The sequence below is a fragment of the Polaromonas sp. P1_F6 genome (assembly GCF_056405695.1).
In genome coordinates this window covers 1,226,461-1,242,926 of the sequence record NZ_JBFUBQ010000001.1, presented here as the reverse complement: position 1 = coordinate 1,242,926, position 16,466 = coordinate 1,226,461, and the positions used below count along the sequence as shown (strand labels likewise).

The following is a 16,466-nucleotide window of genomic DNA, read 5'->3' as shown; positions in this document are numbered from 1 at the left end:
AATCCACGGAGACCCTCATGCTGCACACCGCGCCCCCACGGCCTTCCCGCCGCAACACCCCGCTGATCATCGCAATCGTCCTGATGGCATCGACGTCCAGCGCGTTGTCCGCACAAAACGCTTGTGCCATCAGCTCAGGGCCGACCATCACGCCGGTTGTTGAGCTGTATACCTCTGAGGGCTGCAGCTCCTGCCCGCCCGCTGACAAATGGGCATCGTCGCTGAAAGGCAGTGGGGCCGTGGTGCAAGCCTTTCATGTCGGCTACTGGGACTACATCGGCTGGGTTGACCGTTTTGCCGCGCCCGCCTACACCAGCCGGCAACGCGAAATAGCGTCCAGGAGCAATCTGCGCAGCATCTATACACCGCAGGCCGTACTCAACGGCAAAGACTGGCCTCGCTGGGGTGGCAGGCCTGCCGACAGCAAGGAACCCGCGCGCGCCAGCATCGTACTCAGGCAACTCGGGCCGGGCCAGTTTGAAGCCAGTGTCACCCCGGTGCCCGCACCGCAGGTGTCACCGTCCTGGTCAGCCTACTGGACCGTCACCGAGCATGGGCACAATTCCAGGGTGAAAGCCGGCGAAAACGCCGGCGAAGTTCTCCAACACGACTTCGTGGTGCGCCAGTACACCCAGGCAGGGGAATACAAAAGCAGTGGAACCGGGCCGCAAAAACTGGCCTTTCGCAGCATAGCCGCGACCCAGGGCCATGAGCGCCAGGTGAATCTCGTGGTGTTCGACCCTCAAACCGGCAAGACCCTGCAGGCCGTCAGCCTTCAATGTGCCGCGTAAAGCACGGCCACTGAAGGACTACCGCCTGGCGCACCGTATAGGCGGGGCAACGCGAGGCCTCGGGCTTGCCGCACAATGGCGCCATGGATTCCCCGCAATCACCGCCCTGCGCTCCTTCGCTGGCCTTGCGGCCGCCCGGGGCCGCCGACTATGCGGCGCTGGCCACCTGGGTCCAGGACGCCAGCACCTGTCTGCGCTGGGCCGGCCCCAAGCTGAAGTTTCCGTTTGAGCCCGAGCGACTCCCGGTACTGCTGGCTGAACCCGGCGCCTTCAGCTTTGTCATAAGCCGGGGGCCGGCAGAGGCGCTGGGCTTTGGGCAGTTCTGGGTGCGTGAGGCAGGTGTTGCCCATCTGGCCCGCATCATCCTGGCGCCCCACGCGCGCGGCCAGGGCCTGGGTTCAATGTTGTGCAGGCTGCTAATGGCCCAAGCGGCTCGTAACACCGGTGCCACAGCTTTCACACTACGCGTGTACCGTGACAACCACCCTGCGCTGACCGTCTACGAAGGCCTCGGCTTTGCAGTGGTGCCTGAGCTTTCGAACGACAGCATTTTTTCCATGCGCAGGGAAGCGCTGAACGGCATGCAGGCGATACAGGCCGAGGGGCGTCCATAGTGCCCTTCGATAAACTGTGGGTCCGTGCTGTTGCGGCCACGTCCCTGCATTCTTTTTTCTTTTCGATCGATGCTTTCACTTTTTCTTAAATGCCTGCTGGGTGCGCTTGCCGTGCTGGTTATTGCCCTTCTTTCCCGGTCGCGCAGCTTTTTCATCGCCGGGCTGGTGCCGCTGTTTCCCACCTTTGCATTGATTGCGCACTACATCGTGGGCAGCGAACGCTCCGCGGCTGACCTTCGTACCACGGCACTGTTTGGCCTGTGGTCGCTCATCCCCTATGCGGTTTATCTGCTGGTGGTGTATTGGCTCAGCGTGCGCGCGACACTGCCCGTCACGCTCGCCTGCGCCACACTGGCCTGGGTGCTTGCAGCGGGTGTGCTGCTGCTCGGCTGGAGCCGTGCCTACCCTTCGGCGCTTTAAGGAAAACAGATATGGGCAAATTCAAAAAAGTGCTGCGGGTCGTTTTGCTTGCGCCTGTCGCGCTGTTTTTGCTGTTTGAAGAATGGGGCTGGGAGCCGCTGGCCGCCGGCTTTGCAGCACTGGGGCGCCTGCCCTGGTGGGGGCGGCTGGAGCGCTGGATCATCCGCTTGCCGCCCTGGGCTGCCCTGCTCGCCTTCAGCGTGCCGGTGCTGGCGCTGATACCGGTGAAGCTGCTGGCGCTTTACCTGTTCGGCCTGGGGCATGTGACTGTCGGCCTGGCGCTGATACTGGCGGCCAAACTCACCGGAACCGCGCTGGCCGCACGCCTCTTTCAGCTGACCCAGCCTGCACTCATGCAAATGCCGTGGTTCGCGCGGCTCTACACCCCCTGGAAAGCCTGGAAGGACAAAATCATGGCCCAGGCCAGGGCGTCGTTGCCATGGCGCATGGCCCGTCGTTTCAAGATGCGGGTCAAGCTGGCAGCTGCGCGGCTCCTGGCCGCGCTGAAAGCCGTATTGTCATGAGCACCAGGCTCACTGAATTCAACCGCCGCCCTTGACCATGTTCGACTTCATCAAGCCACCTTTGTACATTCGCCTGTCGCCTTACCGGCTGACGGTGCGCAATGTGAAAACGGGCGCTTTCATTTCCGAAGTGCCCGAAATTGCGATTTCCCGCAGCCCCAAGCCCAAAGTGCTGGGTGCGGGCAATGACGCTGCCCTGCATAAATCGAGCAAGTCGGCACAGGTCATCAATCCTTTCAGCCACCCGCGCTCCATGGTGTCCGACTTCACCCACGGTGAGCAGGTACTGAAGGCATTCGTCCGGAAACTTCAGGCCAGCCACGTGCTGGCTCCCGCGCCCCGCATGGTGTTCCATCCTCTAGGGGAGCCCGCGGGTGGTTTCACCCAGGTGGAAATACGGGCCCTCCATGAGATGGCCCTGGGGGCCGGCGCTTCAGAAGTCACCATGTGGCAGGGCCCGGAATTGACAGACGAGCAGGTGCTGTCGCGCAGCTACCCTTCCGCGGGACAGGTACTGGAATGACAGCCACCGCCGGCACGGGCATCAGTGACCTGCGCACGCTCACCCGGCAATTCCCCCACCAAGGGCGGCTTGAGCAGATTTTGCTGAGGCCCGCCCGCCGCAGCCCGGTGCTCCGCGTGGCAACTGTGACGGCGCTGGCCGGCCGTGGGCTGGAAGGCGACCGGAGCGCTGCGGCGCCCGCCATTCGCCCGGAAAGCAGCAAGCGCCAGGTCACCCTGATCCAGGCCGAGCACCTGCCTGTGCTGGCGGCGCTGATGCGGCTTGGCACGGTGGATACCGCGAGCCTTAGGCGCAACCTGGTGGTGTCGGGCCTGAACCTGCTGGCTGCGAAATCGCTCTTCAGGGACCAACCCATGGCGCTGCGCATCGGCGATGTGGTGCTGGAAATCACCGGCCCGTGCGAACCCTGTTCGCGCATGGAGGAAGTGCTGGGCCCGGGCGGCTACAACGCCATGCGCGGCCACGGCGGGCTGACGGCGCGTGTGTTGCAGGGCGGTTTACTGCGCGTGGGGGATGCTGTTGCCTGTGAACCCGCCGAACCCGATCAGGAGCCCCAGACCCAGCCGCTATTGATTTAATAGCTGCTTGCGCACGTCCAGTAAGGTCTGCGGGCATTTTTGGCATTATTCGAGGCCTCGAATCCCGCCGCCCAACCGCGCACCAGCACGGGTATTTCGCTTCCCTCATACTTGCTCCTCATCCACTTCTTGGCGCAGCGGCTTTCCATGAACAAAACTTCGGTCGACAAGCAAAAAATCAAATTCCTGTTGCTCGAGGGCATTCACCCCTCCGCAGTGGAAGTTCTCAAGGCGGCAGGCTACTCGCAGATCGAAAGCCTGGCCGGCGCGCTGCCCGATGACGAACTCAAGGCAAAAATCGCCGACGCGCATTTTGTCGGCATCCGTTCCCGCACCCAGCTCACTGCCGATGTGTTTGCCCAGGCCGGCAAGCTGGCGGCGGTCGGCTGCTTTTGCATCGGCACCAACCAGGTCGACCTGAACGCCGCCCGCGAACGCGGCATTGCGGTGTTCAACGCGCCTTTTTCCAACACCCGCTCCGTGGCTGAGCTGGTACTGGCCGAGGCCATTTTGCTGCTGCGCGGCGTGCCCGAGAAAAGCGCCGTGGCGCACCGCGGCGGCTGGCTCAAGTCGGCCGAAAACGCTTACGAAATCCGCGGCAAAACGCTGGGCATCGTGGGCTACGGCTCCATCGGAACGCAGCTGTCAGTGCTGGCCGAAGCGCTGGGCATGCAGGTCGTGTTTTTTGACGTGGTGACCAAGCTGCCGCTGGGTAACGCCCGGCAGGTGGCTCAACTCAAGGATCTGTTGGCCCAGTCCGACGTGGTGAGCCTGCACGTGCCCGAAACCCAGGCCACGCAATGGATGATGGGCGCGGCCGAGATTGCCGCGATGAAGCCCGGCAGCGTGCTGATCAATGCCTCACGCGGCACGGTGGTGGAGATCGAACCGCTGGCCGAGGCGCTGAAGCAGAAAAAGCTGCTGGGTGCGGCGATCGACGTGTTTCCGGTGGAGCCGCGCAGCAACAAGGACATTTTTGAATCACCCCTGCGCGGCCTCGACAACGTGATCTTGACGCCGCACGTGGGCGGCTCGACCATGGAAGCGCAGGAAAACATCGGCATCGAGGTGGCCGAAAAGCTGGTGAAGTACAGCGACAACGGCACCTCGACGTCTTCCGTCAACTTTCCTGAAGTGGCGCTGCCGGCCCACCCAGGCAAGCACCGCCTGCTGCACATTCACCGCAACGTGCCGGGCGTGCTGTCGGAAATCAACAAGGTGTTTGCGGCCAACGGCATCAACATCGCGTCGCAGTACCTGCAGACCAACGAGGCAGTGGGTTACGTGGTGATCGACATCGACGCAGCGCACTCCGATATCGCGCTGGCCAAGCTGGCAGAGGTGCCGGGAACCATCCGCAGCCGGGTTCTGTTTTGAACCGGGCCTGAGCCACGGCGCGCAACCGCTATCAAATATATAGCTGGTTGCGCCCGTCTCTATTGCGTTTCAGCCACTTTTTTCGAGGAAAAGACCAGATTACTGCGCTGCCGGCGGCTGTAAACCCAGCAAGGTGGCCAGAGCCGCCGTTGGCAATGAACCTTCATGTGACACCGTGGCGCCGGTCTGCGCGTGGGTTCCGACGATGGTGGGGATCGAAGCGAAACCCAGTCTGGTCATCAGCTCGGTGTTTTTGGCGACGGCTTCTTTTTGCGCGTCGATATTGCTGGCCGCACTGATGCCGCCGCGCCGGGCCTGCAGCGACGTTTCATGCGCGTCCATGGCAGCCACCGGGTCGCCGGCCGCCAGCAGGGTTGCCCCCTGGGCCGTACTGGCGGCGTTGAGCATGCCAACCGGGATCCAGACAAACCTGGCCTGGGACTTCAGCGGTTTTGCCGCTTCCCACAGGGCGCCGCAGTGCGGGCATTGCGCATCAAAAAACACATACACCGTGCGCTTGCTCATTAAAGCGCCGGCCGAAAAGCCTTTGGCGCCGGCTTCGATGGCAGCCACGGATACCGGTTCGGCGGCAGCCTTTGCCGACGGGCTGCCGGGCGCGGTGCCCGGCGCATCGTTACAGCCGGCAAGCAGCAAGCCAGCCGCGACAACGGCAGCCAGGGAAAGGCGGTTCAGGAATTTGGACATCATCAAAAGCGTTGAATGAAGGAGCGGCAAGGATAGCGCAGCGGCGCTATTTCGACAGCCTGTCGGCCAATTCCCCGGCCAGCATGAAGAACTCCGGCGCGCGCTGCACCGACACGTGGGTGGCGTTCATCGCATACGTGACCCGGGTTTTGACGCCGCGCGCCTGTAGCGCCCTGACATAGGCCTCGCTGAACTGGGGCAAGGTGTTCTCGTCCTTGTTGCCCGCCACCACGCTGATCTGCGTATCCGGGTTGATTTTTTCCGCTTCGGCCAGCGGTGAAAGGCTGCGGCTCCAGGCACCGGACTTGCCCGCAGAGCTGTTGCGCCATTGCCGCCATGCCGGCACATCGCAGGGGCAGGCGGCCAGCAAATAGGCATCAGCGCTGCCCGGAAAACGGCTGGCCAGCAAGGCCGCCATGGCCGCGCCGCCCGAATGGCCGACCAAGAGGATTTTTTTGCCGGGGTTGAGGCTGCGCAGGCTGCCCAGCGCGGCAGCAATGATTTCGGCGTTGCGGGGTGTGTAGTCGTCGTCCCCGGGGCCGGACTCGCCGTCCGATACGCCCAGATCGCTGCGGTAGCCGGGCCGCTGCATCGCCACGGTGACGGCCTGGAGCTTTTCGGCAAGCAAGGCTGCTGTGCCGCTGTCCGCTTTCAACTCCGTGCGCCCGCCATTGTCGCCGTGCAGAAAGACGACCAGTACCTTGGGCGTGATGCGGGACGTCTGGCCAGGCGCCAGCTTGCGGATGACAAGGCATTGCCGGGCGTCCCCTGCCCGTTCAATGCCGTCGGCAAGTTTTCCGTCGGGGCACTTCACCGGTTGTGCCAACGCGCCTGCCCCCGCCAGCCCAAGCAGCAGGCCGGCCCAAGCAAGGCAGCCGCGGCGCATCAGGCTCCGCGCAACGCGGCTTTCAGTTGCTGGCCAATTTCGGGCTTGTCGGCAAACGGATCCGTCGGGTTGCGTGCCTGCAGCACGTCTTCAAGCCGTGTCTGCACGGAGTTGATGGCTTTGGGGTGGCTGTAGATATAGAACCGGTTGGCTGCAATGGCGTCAAACACCAGTTTCGCCACATCGGCGGCGCTCACCTTGCCGGAGCCGACCGCCTTGCCTGTCATGGCCTGCTGGATCATCTGGCTCCTGGTGGGCTTTTCCGCGCCGAGTTCAGCCGGCCGGTTGCGGTGGCTCATGCCGATGCCGGTGGCCACAAAAAACGGGCACAGCACCGAGGCGCCAACCTGATCGGTCACAAGGCCCAGGTCCTGGTACAGGGTTTCGCTGAGCGCCACCACGGCATGTTTGCTCACGTTGTAGACGCCCATGTTCGGCGGGTTCAGCAGCCCGGCCATGCTGGCGGTGTTGACGATGTGGCCTTGCCAGGATGGGTCTTTGGCGGCTGCTTCCAGCATCATCGGCGTGAAGATGCGTACGCCGTGGACCACGCCCATGACGTTGACGCCCAGCACCCATTCCCAGTCTTTGACGCTGTTTTCCCAGATCAGGCCGCCGGATCCGACGCCGGCGTTGTTGAAGACGAAATGCGGCGCGCCGAAGCGCTCGAACACGGCCTTGCCCATGGCCTCCATCTGCGCGGCGCTGGAGACGTCAAGTTTGAAGGACAGCACCTGGGCGCCGGCGGCCTTCATCTCCTCGGTGGCCTTGTCCAACGCGTCCTGCTGCACGTCGACCAGCACCAGGTTCATGCCCAGTTTGGCGCCCAGGCGCGCGCATTCCAGGCCGAAGCCCGAGCCCGCGCCGGTCAGCACTGCGGTTTTACCTTTGAAGTCCGTGATCATTTTGGGGAGTCCTTGATGGCTGGAATGGGAAAATTGTCCGTGAGGCAAGGCGTCTCAGCTGTCACTCTGGGAACTTGAGGCAACTGTTCAGGCAATCCGCAACATCTCGATGTGCGGTATGCCGTCCTCGATGTAGGGCTGGCCGGTATTGGAAAAACCGTGCTGCAGGTAGAACTGCTCAAGCCGTGCCTGTGCGCCTATGCGAATGGGTTGCGGGCCCCAGTGCTGCTGTAAACGGCCAACGGCCTCTTTCATCAGCACATGGCCAACGCCGCCGCCGCGTGCCGAGGCATGCGTGACCACGCGGCCTATGCTGGCCTCCGCAAACTTCACGCCCGCGGCAAAGCAGCGCGCATAGGCCACCAGCCGCCCTTCGCTTGTGCCCAGCAAATGCATGGCCTCCATGTCGGCGCCGTCCATGTCCTGGAAGCTGCAGGCCTGCTCGACCACAAACACCTCGCTGCGAAGCTGCAAGATCTCGTAAAGCTCACGTGTGGTCAGCGCGCCAAAGGGAAGAAAACGCCAGGAAATACCGGTGTTGCTGCTCATGCCGGAGTTGCCGCTTTCAGGGTGTAGCCGATGCGGGGGAAATGCACATGCACGGTGCCGGCACGCGCATCGGTACGGCGCAGCGTGTAATGCATGCGGGTAGCGGCGATCAGCTCGCCCTCGGTGGGCTCCGGTCCAAAACTCTCGCCGCTGACCAGCACCTGGCTGCCCAAGGGAATGCCGTGTTCGTCCTGGAACAGATCGCCCGGCAGCGGCGCAGGGGTGGACGCGGCGGCCAGCGCCACAGCCTCGGCAGAGCTGAATTTTTCAATGCCGCCATGGCCGATGGCGGCCATGCGGTCCATCCATTCCAGCACGGCCGGCGTGAGGTTCAGGATGCCCGCGAGCACCGGTGTTTGCACCCGCGTGAACCACAGCGGGTGGTACATCGCGAAGTCGGCGATGCAGGGAACATCGCCCAATAGAAAAGGCCGATCGTCGAGCATGTCCGAAATCCGCCGCAGATAGGACTTGTAAGCCGCGGCGGCGTCGCTGGCGCGCAGGCGCGGCATGCCGGTGCTCATGGCCTTGCGGTCTTCGCCGAAGGCGCGGGCGGCTTCAGGTGGCGCCTTTTCAAAAATCTGGGCCACGCCCTTGGGCTGCGTGTTGTAGGCCATGGAGGTCCAGAACAGCGTGTTGTCGGCCCAATGCGCCAGCGTGCGCGCCAGGCCCTTGCTGGGTTCCGGGTACACCGAAGGCTCGGGTTGCAGGTGTTCCAGCACGTCGCTGATCAAGGCAGTGTCGCAATAAATGTCGGCGCCGATTTGCAGGATGGGCGTCTTGCGGTAGCCGCCGGTAAGCGCCACCACGTCGGGCTTGGGCATGATCATCGGGATGATGACGGACTTCCAGGGCAGGTTTTTGTAACCCAGCATCAGGCGGGTTTTTTCGGCAAATGGCGATGTGGGGTAGTGGTGAAGAATCAGCTCGCTCATGGGTGTCTCCGGGTGTTCTGGGTGTCTGGAAATTCAGCGGGGCATGGCCCGCGCGATGAGGGTGTCGAAATCGGTACCGGCGCCCAGCGTACCGAAAGCATGGCCCCAGTTGCCTGCAATGCGCGAGTCGCAAAAAGCGCTGAAGACGGCAGCGGGCGCGGTCTGGTACAGCAAGGCGGCCTGCACCGCCAGCGCGACGTCCTGCGCGAGCCGCCGTGCCTCCACTTCAGTCGCCATTTCTTCCACACGTGTGGGCAAGGCAGCGGCCAGCCGGTCCAGCGCCGGGTGCGCGCCTTTTGCGGCGGCCAGTTCCTGGTTCAGGGCCGCCACGGCGTCGGCTTTGCGCAGCGCGCGCAAAAGGTCCAGCGCCATGATGTTGCCCGCGCCTTCCCAGATCGAATTGAGCGGCATTTCGCGGTAAACACGGGCCATGACGCCCTCGCCGCCCTCCTCCACATAACCGTTGCCGCCCAGGCATTCCATCGCCTCCTGGGCGAAATGGCTACCGCGCTTGCAGATCCAGAACTTGGCGACGGGTGTCAACAGGCGCGCCATGGCAGCCTCGTGGGCATCGCCCGTGTGGTCGAAAGCCCGGGCCAGGCGCATTGCAAGCGCGGTCGCGGCTTCGGATTCAAGCGCGAGGTCGGACAGCACGTTCCGCATCAGCGGCTGGTCGATGAGCAGCTTGCCAAAAGCTTTTCGCTGCGAGGTGTGGTTCAGCGCCAGGGCCAGTGCCTGCCGCATCAACCCGCTGGTGCCCAGCGCGCAGTCCAGCCGGGTCATGGTGCCCATTTCGAGGATCTGCGGAATACCGCGGCCTTCGCCCCCGACCAGCCAGGCCTGGGCATCTTCAAATTCCACTTCAGAACTTGCGTTGGCCTTGTTGCCCAGCTTGTCTTTGAGGCGCTGGATGCGTATGGCATTGAGGCCGCCGTCGGGCAGCACGCGTGGCAGGAAAAAGCAGGAAAGGCCACTTTGGGTTTGGGCCAGTACCAGGAAGGCATCGCACATGGGCGCCGAGAAAAACCATTTGTGGCCGGTGATGGCATAACGTTCGCCCCAGCCGTCGCGGCCTGCGGGCTCAGCGCGCGTGGTGTTGGCCCGCACATCGGAGCCGCCCTGCTTTTCCGTCATGCCCATGCCCATGGTGAGGCCGGCCTTGGCCTGCCACAGCTTGAGTTCGGGGTCATAGGCACGGCTCGCCAGCTTGGGGCCCCAGTCGGCGTAGATGGCCGTGTTGCCGCGCAACGCGGGCGTGGCCGCGTAGCTCATGGAGATGGGGCACAGGATGGAGGGCTCGAGCTCGGTGAAGAGCATGAAGCCTGCTGCGCGCTGGACATGAGGAGATGGATTTTCTTCAGACCACGGAGAGCCATGCAGGCCCGAGCCCGTCGCGAGTTTCATGAGCTCGTGATAACTCGGGTGAAACTCCACCTGGTCCACACGACGGCCAAAACGATCATGGCTGTGCAGCGCCGGCCCATGCACATTGGCCAGGCGCGCGTGGGTCTGCATGGCCGTGCTGCCCAGCTTCGCACCGAGCTGCCTCAGCTCGTGCGTGTCCAGCGCTGGCGCATTAAATTTCAGCGCGTCGCGCAGCGGGCGATTGGTGTCAAACAGGTTGTAGTCCGACAGCGCTGCGGGCTGGTTGAAGACTTCATGCGTCATGTCCACCTCCTTTTGACCGCGCCGTGGTCGGGTCAGATCAGCTTGACCAACTGCTTGCCGAAGTTTTTGCCTTTGAGCAACCCGAGGAATGCTTCGGGCGCCGATTCAATCCCCTGCGCCACGCTTTCACGCGGGCGCAGCTTGCCGGTGCCCACCAGCGTGCCGAGTTCCTTGAGCGCTTCGGGCCAGACTTCCATGTGCTCGGCCACGATAAAGCCCTGCAGCTTGAGGCGGCTGGTCAAAATCAGCGCCGGGTAGGCCAACGGCATGGGCCGGCCGTCGTAGCCGGCGATCATGCCGCACAGCGCGATGCGGCCGAAAGCGTTCATGCGCGGCAGCACGGCGTCCAGCACCATGCCGCCCACGTTTTCAAAGTAGCCATCAATGCCATCCGGGCAGGCGTCCTTGAGAGCCTTGGTCAGCGAAGCGGCATCGGCGTGCACTTTGTAATCAATGCAGGCGTCAAAGCCGAGTTCATCGACGGCATATTTGCATTTATCGGGGCCACCGGCAATGCCGACGGCGCGGCAGCCGCGTGCCTTGGCGAGTGCGCCGAACGCGCTCCCCACTGCGCCGGTAGCGGCGCTGACCACCATGGTCTGGCCGGCTTTGGGCTCAATGATTTTCACCAGGCCGTACCAGGCGGTGACACCGGGCATACCGACCGCGCCCAGGTAGTGCGACAGCGGCACGTGCGTGGTGTCCACCTTGCGCAGCGCGCCGGGCTGGTCGGCATTGACCACGCTGTATTCCTGCCAGCCGCCCATGCCGACCACCTTGTCGCCAGGCTGGAATTTGGGCGAGCGGCTTTCCACCACCTCGCCTGCCGTGCCGCCCAGCATGACCTGGCCCAGCGGATGCGGCGCGGCATAGCTCTTGGCATCGCTCATGCGGCCACGCATGTAAGGGTCCAGGCTCAGGTAATGGTGGCGCACCAGCACCTGGCCATCCTGCAGCGGCGGCGTGTCGCTGGACACCAGCATGAAGTTACTGGCGACGGCTTCGCCGGTGGGACGGTTGTCGAGCAGGATTTGCTGGTTGATGGGCATGGAAGTCTCCTGTGTGTTGTCGGGAAAGGCAGATGATTTGCTATTGATTTGATAGCTGCTTGCGCCGGTTTTTATTGGGCTGGGCTGTGATTTAACCAATAACTCGGTTCAATCGGTTGATATGCCGCCGCCGGATAGATCCGGTGCGCCGGTGTTTTGGGCGGCGGTGGCAACCCGCCGCACGTACTTGAAGGTGCCCGTGGAGTGTGCACAGGCGCGGCCTTCCGCGTCATACAGCGTGGCTTCGGTAAACGCCATGGTGGTGCTGCGATGCATGAGCCGCCCCTTGGCTGTAAGCCGGCTGCCGTCACCGGGTGCCGGCCGCATGAAGCTGGTCTTCATCTCGATGGTGACCACGCCCATGTCTTTCTGTACGCTGCGAGCGGCCGTCGCCATGGTCACGTCCAGCAGCGTCATGATGGCGCCGCCGTGCGTCACGGCAAATGAGTTGAGGTGCTCGGGCCTGGGCGCATAACCAATGGCCGAGGCGCCCCCTTCGAACAGTTCGAGCTCGAATCCAAGGTGGTTGACGAAAGGGATGTCAGCGCCGAAATTCATTAACTGTTCCCAACCCTTCACTTGATTAGCCGCCTGTTACCACTGATACACCGCCGTCCACCGCCAACCACTGGCCAGTGATGTGCTTGCCGGCGTCGGACGCATAGAGCACGCACAGGCCCTTCAGATCTTCGTCATCGCCCAGGCGGCCGAGCGGCGCATGCGAGGCGAGTTTTTCTTCGCCCAGCGCTTTCAGCGTGCCCACGGTCATCCGGCTCGGGAAAAAACCCGGGCAGATGGCGTTGACGGTGATGTTGTACTTGCCCCATTCGCAGCCCAGTGCGCGCGTGAAGTTGATGACGGCACCCTTGGAGGTGTTGTAAGCCACCGTGGTCATCTCGCGCGGGTTGCCGCCCAGGCCGGCGATGGAGGCTACGTTGATGATGCGGCCGGACTTGCGGGCGATCATGCTGTGCTTGGCGATGTGCTGGCTCAGGATGAAATAGCCGCGGATGTTGAGGTTCATGACCTTGTCCCAGGCTTCGACCGGGTGGTCTTCCGCGGGTGCGCCCCAGGCGGCGCCGGCATTGTTGACCAGGATGTCGACATGGCCCAGGCGCTTGATGGCCTCGTCGGCCAGCGCCCGGATGTCTTCTTCTTTCGAGCAGTCGGCGGCGATCCAGTCGACGTCGATACCGGCAGCTTTCAACTCGGCAGCGGACTCGATCAGGTCTTCGGCCTTGCGCGAACTCAAAATGACTTTGGCGCCGGCTTCGCCCAGCGCCTGGGCCAGTTGCAGTCCCAGGCCGCGCGAGCCGCCGGTCACGAGTGCGGTTTTGCCTTTGAGGTCGAACAGCTGCTGGATGGTACGGGTCATGAAAGTTGTCTCCTGTTGGATGTCATCGGGCTTGCCGGGTGCCGCATCGGGACTCCGGCAAGGATGGGTTTGCGAATAATCTGTCAGTTTTGGCCGTGGCTTCAATGCCGGGCGCGACGGTCTGCCATATTGGCACAACATCAGGGGCCTTGCAGGCTGCGCTGTCGTCGTGGCGACTTCAGGCCGCTACGAGCCGACGTTGATGCGGGAGCGCACGTAAACCAGCACCGCGCCAACCGCCGCCACAATGCCACCCAGCACCACCATGGACCAGCCGATGGCATCGTCCAGCCGCTGGACCGACAGACCCAATACCAACGTGAGCAGCCCGCCGTAAATCAGGACCCAGATCAGGGTCTGCAAGCGAGCCACGGCCTTGTTGGAAACAGGGTCAGCGGACGGTTTGAAAAAAGCCATTAAAACGCCTCCTCGGGTAAATCGGCACAGGTCAGGTCGCGGGTTTCAACGACCTTGAGCCAGGCGCCGATTTTGGGTAATTCGTAATGATAAAAATAGCGTGTAGCGCCCATCCGTCCTGCGTGATCCGCTATCGAATTAGTAGCAGGCTGCTGCAATGCCAGGCTGGCCAGCGCCACGTCCAGCCAGATCCACGCCAATACGGTGTGGCCGAAGGCCTGCATGTAGGGTACCGCATTGGCCAGCGCCTGGCCGGGTTCGCCCGTGGCCCAGGCCGCCTTGGTGGCGCTGCCCACATGCTGCAATGCCTTGGCCAGTGCGTTGGCATGGGCGGCGAGTTCAGGCACCTGAATCGCCTTTTCAACCGTGGCGTTGATACGCGCTGCCAGCAATTGCAATCCCCTGCCCCCTTCCATCAGCACTTTGCGGCCCAGCAAATCCATGGCCTGGATGCCGTGCGTGCCTTCGTGGATCATGTTCAGGCGGTTGTCGCGCCAGTACTGCTCGACCGGAAAGTCGCGTGTGTAGCCGTAGCCGCCATGCACCTGTATGGCGAGCGAGTTGGCCTCCAGGCACCACTCGCTGGGCCAGCTCTTGGCAATCGGCGTCAGCACCTCGAGCAGCAGGCGCGCGTCGTCGGCAGCCTGCGCCTCGGCGGTGTGGTGTTCGTCAACCAGGCGGGCGCAATACAGCTCCAGCGCCAGCGCGCCCTCGCAATACGCTTTTTGCGCCAGCAGCATGCGCTTGACGTCGGCATGTTCGATGATGCGGATCTGCGGCTGGGAGGCGTCTTTGCCCACGGCACCGGTGCCGTTTTTAGAACCTCCGCCGACGGGCCGGCCCTGCGGCCGGTTTTTGGCGTAATCGAGGCTGGCGTAATAACCCGCCATGCCCAGCATGGTGGCGGCCGTGCCCACACCGATGCGTGCCTCGTTCATCATGTGGAACATGCAGCGCAGGCCTTCATGAGGCTTGCCGACCAGGTAGCCGACCGCGCCGGCCTGGCCATCCACAGGGTATTTGCCTTCGCCGAAATTGAGCAGCGTGTTGGTGGTGCCGCGCCAGCCCAGCTTGTGGTTCAGGCCCGCGAGCGCCACGTCGTTGCGCACGCCGGTGAGTTCGCCTTGGGTATCGACCATTTTCTTGGGCACGATGAAGAGCGAAATGCCGCGCGTGCCGGCGATCAGCTTGCCGTCAGGCCCCGGAATCTTGGCCAGCACCAGGTGGATGATGTTGTCGGTCAGCTCGTGCTCGCCGGCCGAGATCCACATCTTGTTGCCCTTCAGGCGATAACGTGGGCCCAGCGGGTCAGCCTCAAAGCCGTCGCCATCCGGGACCGCACGCGTGGTCACGTCGCTGAGCGAGGAACCGGCCTGCGGTTCGGACAAACACATGGTGCCCGAGAAGCGGCCGGAGAACTCGTTCCTGGCGAAGACTTCCTTCTGCATGTCGGTGCCATGCACCATCAGCAGGTTGGCATTGCCGGTAGTGAGCAGGCCTGAGCCGATGCTGACTGAGGCCATGGCGAAGAAGGCATTGGCCGCCGCTTCCACGGTATAGGGAAGCTGCATGCCGCCGACTTCGTAGTCTTGCGCGGCGCTGAGCATGCCGGAGGCGGCATAGGCCTTCTGCGCGTCGTGTGTGGCCTGCGGCAGGATGACTTTTTCGCCGTCGAAATGCGGCTCCTGTGTGTCCACTATGCGGTTGAAAGGCGCGTATTTTTCGCGCGCGATGCGCTCGCAGGTGTCGAACACCGCGTCGAAAGTCTCGCGCGAATGGTCGGCGAAACGCGCGCGCTGGTTCAGCGACTCGGCGCCCAGCCATCGGTAAAGCAGAAAGTCCAGCGTGGGCCGAAGGCTCATGACGGGCTCCCCGGTACAAGAGCGGGCGGCAAGGCAGGAAACACCTGCCCTTTCTGAAGGAGCAGGGTTTCATTCATGGTGGCTGCCCGGTTTAGAGAACTTCGTAAATGCCGGCTGCGCCCATGCCGCCGCCAATGCACATCGTCACGCAGACGCGCTTGGCGCCGCGGCGCTTGCCTTCGATCAGGGCGTGGCCCGTCAGGCGCTGGCCGGTCACGCCATAAGGGTGACCGACGGCGATGGCGCCGCCGTTGACGTTGAGCTTGTCCATGGGAATACCCAGCTTGTCGGCGCAGTACAGCACTTGCACGGCAAAGGCTTCATTCAGCTCCCACAAATCGATGTCGCTGATCTTCAGGCCCAGCTTGGCCAGTACCTTGGGGATCGCGAAGACCGGGCCAATGCCCATCTCGTCAGGCTCGCAACCGGCAACTGCGAAGCCAAGGAAGCGGCCCAGGGGCTTGAGGCCTTTCTTTTCGGCCAGAGTTTCGTTCATCACAACTACGGCGCCGCCGCCGTCGGAGAACTGGCTGGCATTGCCGGCCGCGATCACGCCGCCAGGAATGGCCGGCTTGATGCCGCTGATGCCTTCCTTGGTCGTGCCTTCGCGGATGCCTTCGTCTTTGCTCACAGTAACTTGTTTGGTGGAGAGGCCCATGACCTTGTCGGCCACGCCGGCTGTCACGGTGATCGGTGCGATCTCGGCTTCAAAGAGGCCTGCAGCGAGAGCTGCGGTTGCTTTTTGCTGGCTCAGTGCGCCGTACTCGTCCATGCGGTCGCGCGAGATGTTGTAGCGTTTGGCGACCTGCTCAGCGGTCTGGAGCATGTTCCAGTAAATCTCGGGCTTGTTCTTGGCAAGCCAGGTTTCCTGCAGCATGTGGGTGTTCATTTCCTGCTGCACGCAGGAAATGCTTTCGACGCCGCCGGCCACGTAGATGTCGGCTTCGCCAGCGATCACGCGCTGGGCCGCCAGGGCGATGGTCTGCAGGCCGGACGAGCAGAAACGGTTGACTGTCATTCCCGATACCGTCACCGGGCAGCCAGCGCGCAGGGCGATCTGGCGTGCGATGTTGGCGCCCGTGGCGCCTTCGGGCGTGGCGCAGCCGATGATCACATCATCGACTTCGGCGGCCTCGATGCCGGCGCGTTTGAGCGCGTGCTCGACGGCATGACCGCCCAGGGTGGCGCCGTGTGTCATGTTGAAGGAGCCCTTCCAGCTCTTGGCCAGGGGGGTGCGTGCGGTGGAAACGATTACTGCTGAAGTCATGGAATTCTCCGGATTCTGGGA

Annotated in this window: 19 protein-coding genes; 7 read left to right on the top strand and 12 right to left on the bottom strand. The window is 63.3% G+C overall.

All coding sequences use genetic code 11. The features are described from left to right. Positions 1-17 precede the first annotated feature (17 nt). The 7 genes from AC1DY9_RS05795 to serA all read left to right on the top strand — a co-directional run bounded on the left by AC1DY9_RS05795 (position 18) and on the right by serA (position 4,827). Positions 18-791, top strand: a complete 774-nt coding sequence (locus tag AC1DY9_RS05795) for a DUF1223 domain-containing protein (protein WP_477666013.1) — start codon at positions 18-20, stop codon at positions 789-791. 83 nt (positions 792-874) lie between these two features. Then, a complete protein-coding gene (locus AC1DY9_RS05790) occupies positions 875-1,405 on the top strand; it encodes a GNAT family N-acetyltransferase (protein ID WP_477666012.1) in 531 nt (176 codons plus the stop codon). Positions 1,406-1,474: 69 nt separating this feature from the next. Further along, complete coding sequence (locus AC1DY9_RS05785; RefSeq protein WP_457280874.1) at positions 1,475-1,825, top strand: GlpM family protein; 351 nt, start codon at positions 1,475-1,477, stop codon at positions 1,823-1,825. A gap of 11 nt (positions 1,826-1,836) precedes the next feature. Beyond that, positions 1,837-2,349 (top strand): hypothetical protein, encoded by a 513-nt coding sequence (locus AC1DY9_RS05780; RefSeq protein ID WP_477666011.1) that lies wholly within the window; start codon positions 1,837-1,839, stop codon positions 2,347-2,349. Between the two features lie 37 nt (positions 2,350-2,386). Next, a complete protein-coding gene (locus AC1DY9_RS05775; RefSeq protein ID WP_457280872.1) occupies positions 2,387-2,872 on the top strand; it encodes a rod shape-determining protein in 486 nt (161 codons plus the stop codon). Next, positions 2,869-3,450, top strand: a complete 582-nt coding sequence (locus AC1DY9_RS05770; protein WP_477666010.1) for an MOSC domain-containing protein — start codon at positions 2,869-2,871, stop codon at positions 3,448-3,450. The genes AC1DY9_RS05775 and AC1DY9_RS05770 overlap by 4 nt, the downstream gene beginning before the upstream one ends. Positions 3,451-3,597: 147 nt before the next feature. Then, positions 3,598-4,827, top strand: a complete 1,230-nt coding sequence (serA, locus tag AC1DY9_RS05765) for a phosphoglycerate dehydrogenase (RefSeq protein ID WP_457280870.1) — start codon at positions 3,598-3,600, stop codon at positions 4,825-4,827. Positions 4,828-4,926: 99 nt separating this feature from the next. Here the strand turns inward: serA and AC1DY9_RS05760 are convergent, their stop codons facing one another. The 12 genes from AC1DY9_RS05760 to AC1DY9_RS05705 form a co-directional block, all read right to left on the bottom strand. Next, the gene (locus AC1DY9_RS05760; RefSeq protein WP_477666009.1) at positions 4,927-5,535 is read right to left on the bottom strand and encodes a thioredoxin fold domain-containing protein; all 609 of its coding nucleotides are present in this window, start codon (positions 5,533-5,535) and stop codon (positions 4,927-4,929) included. Positions 5,536-5,578: 43 nt separating this feature from the next. Continuing rightward, the gene (locus tag AC1DY9_RS05755) at positions 5,579-6,418 is read right to left on the bottom strand and encodes an alpha/beta hydrolase family protein (protein ID WP_477666008.1); all 840 of its coding nucleotides are present in this window, start codon (positions 6,416-6,418) and stop codon (positions 5,579-5,581) included. Continuing rightward, entirely contained in the window at positions 6,418-7,323 is a 906-nt protein-coding gene (locus AC1DY9_RS05750; RefSeq protein ID WP_477666007.1) for an SDR family oxidoreductase, read from the bottom strand. The genes AC1DY9_RS05755 and AC1DY9_RS05750 overlap by 1 nt, the downstream gene beginning before the upstream one ends. 87 nt (positions 7,324-7,410) lie before the next feature. After that, complete coding sequence (locus tag AC1DY9_RS05745) at positions 7,411-7,872, bottom strand: GNAT family N-acetyltransferase (RefSeq protein ID WP_457280866.1); 462 nt, start codon at positions 7,870-7,872, stop codon at positions 7,411-7,413. Further along, positions 7,869-8,807, bottom strand: coding sequence for a glutathione S-transferase family protein (locus AC1DY9_RS05740; RefSeq protein ID WP_477666006.1), 939 nt, complete (start codon positions 8,805-8,807; stop codon positions 7,869-7,871). Before AC1DY9_RS05740 ends, AC1DY9_RS05745 begins: the two co-directional genes overlap by 4 nt. A gap of 33 nt (positions 8,808-8,840) precedes the next feature. Then, positions 8,841-10,481, bottom strand: a complete 1,641-nt coding sequence (locus AC1DY9_RS05735; protein WP_477666005.1) for an isovaleryl-CoA dehydrogenase — start codon at positions 10,479-10,481, stop codon at positions 8,841-8,843. A 26-nt stretch (positions 10,482-10,507) separates the two neighbouring features. Next, positions 10,508-11,524: an NADP-dependent oxidoreductase gene (locus AC1DY9_RS05730; RefSeq protein ID WP_457280863.1), complete on the bottom strand. Its 1,017-nt coding sequence runs from the start codon at positions 11,522-11,524 to the stop codon at positions 10,508-10,510. A gap of 108 nt (positions 11,525-11,632) precedes the next feature. Then, on the bottom strand, positions 11,633-12,082 hold the full coding sequence (locus AC1DY9_RS05725) for a PaaI family thioesterase (RefSeq protein WP_457280862.1): 450 nt from the start codon (positions 12,080-12,082) through the stop codon (positions 11,633-11,635). 25 nt (positions 12,083-12,107) lie between these two features. After that, on the bottom strand, positions 12,108-12,899 hold the full coding sequence (locus AC1DY9_RS05720; protein ID WP_477648415.1) for an SDR family oxidoreductase: 792 nt from the start codon (positions 12,897-12,899) through the stop codon (positions 12,108-12,110). Between the two features lie 186 nt (positions 12,900-13,085). After that, the gene (locus AC1DY9_RS05715; protein WP_457280860.1) at positions 13,086-13,316 is read right to left on the bottom strand and encodes a hypothetical protein; all 231 of its coding nucleotides are present in this window, start codon (positions 13,314-13,316) and stop codon (positions 13,086-13,088) included. Then, a complete protein-coding gene (locus tag AC1DY9_RS05710; RefSeq protein ID WP_477666004.1) occupies positions 13,316-15,178 on the bottom strand; it encodes an acyl-CoA dehydrogenase in 1,863 nt (620 codons plus the stop codon). The genes AC1DY9_RS05715 and AC1DY9_RS05710 overlap by 1 nt, the downstream gene beginning before the upstream one ends. Positions 15,179-15,269: 91 nt before the next feature. Then, positions 15,270-16,445 carry an acetyl-CoA C-acyltransferase gene (locus AC1DY9_RS05705; protein WP_457280858.1) on the bottom strand — a complete coding sequence of 392 codons (1,176 nt, stop codon included), beginning with the start codon at positions 16,443-16,445 and terminating at the stop codon, positions 15,270-15,272. Positions 16,446-16,466 lie beyond the last annotated feature (21 nt).

Excerpts from the sequence above, each read along its gene's own strand:
- AC1DY9_RS05795 (WP_477666013.1), top strand. The coding sequence starts at position 18 with ATGCTGCACACCGCGCCCCCACGGCCTTCCCGCCGCAACACCCCGCTG.
- AC1DY9_RS05790 (WP_477666012.1), top strand. The coding sequence starts at position 875 with ATGGATTCCCCGCAATCACCGCCCTGCGCTCCTTCGCTGGCCTTGCGG.
- AC1DY9_RS05785 (WP_457280874.1), top strand. The coding sequence starts at position 1,475 with ATGCTTTCACTTTTTCTTAAATGCCTGCTGGGTGCGCTTGCCGTGCTG.
- AC1DY9_RS05780 (WP_477666011.1), top strand. The coding sequence starts at position 1,837 with ATGGGCAAATTCAAAAAAGTGCTGCGGGTCGTTTTGCTTGCGCCTGTC.
- AC1DY9_RS05775 (WP_457280872.1), top strand. The coding sequence starts at position 2,387 with ATGTTCGACTTCATCAAGCCACCTTTGTACATTCGCCTGTCGCCTTAC.
- AC1DY9_RS05770 (WP_477666010.1), top strand. The coding sequence starts at position 2,869 with ATGACAGCCACCGCCGGCACGGGCATCAGTGACCTGCGCACGCTCACC.
- serA (WP_457280870.1), top strand. The coding sequence starts at position 3,598 with ATGAACAAAACTTCGGTCGACAAGCAAAAAATCAAATTCCTGTTGCTC.
- AC1DY9_RS05760 (WP_477666009.1), bottom strand. The coding sequence starts at position 5,535 with ATGATGTCCAAATTCCTGAACCGCCTTTCCCTGGCTGCCGTTGTCGCG.
- AC1DY9_RS05755 (WP_477666008.1), bottom strand. The coding sequence starts at position 6,418 with ATGCGCCGCGGCTGCCTTGCTTGGGCCGGCCTGCTGCTTGGGCTGGCG.
- AC1DY9_RS05750 (WP_477666007.1), bottom strand. The coding sequence starts at position 7,323 with ATGATCACGGACTTCAAAGGTAAAACCGCAGTGCTGACCGGCGCGGGC.
- AC1DY9_RS05745 (WP_457280866.1), bottom strand. The coding sequence starts at position 7,872 with ATGAGCAGCAACACCGGTATTTCCTGGCGTTTTCTTCCCTTTGGCGCG.
- AC1DY9_RS05740 (WP_477666006.1), bottom strand. The coding sequence starts at position 8,807 with ATGAGCGAGCTGATTCTTCACCACTACCCCACATCGCCATTTGCCGAA.
- AC1DY9_RS05730 (WP_457280863.1), bottom strand. The coding sequence starts at position 11,524 with ATGCCCATCAACCAGCAAATCCTGCTCGACAACCGTCCCACCGGCGAA.
- AC1DY9_RS05725 (WP_457280862.1), bottom strand. The coding sequence starts at position 12,082 with ATGAATTTCGGCGCTGACATCCCTTTCGTCAACCACCTTGGATTCGAG.
- AC1DY9_RS05720 (WP_477648415.1), bottom strand. The coding sequence starts at position 12,899 with ATGACCCGTACCATCCAGCAGCTGTTCGACCTCAAAGGCAAAACCGCA.
- AC1DY9_RS05715 (WP_457280860.1), bottom strand. The coding sequence starts at position 13,316 with ATGGCTTTTTTCAAACCGTCCGCTGACCCTGTTTCCAACAAGGCCGTG.
- AC1DY9_RS05710 (WP_477666004.1), bottom strand. The coding sequence starts at position 15,178 with ATGAGCCTTCGGCCCACGCTGGACTTTCTGCTTTACCGATGGCTGGGC.
- AC1DY9_RS05705 (WP_457280858.1), bottom strand. The coding sequence starts at position 16,445 with ATGACTTCAGCAGTAATCGTTTCCACCGCACGCACCCCCCTGGCCAAG.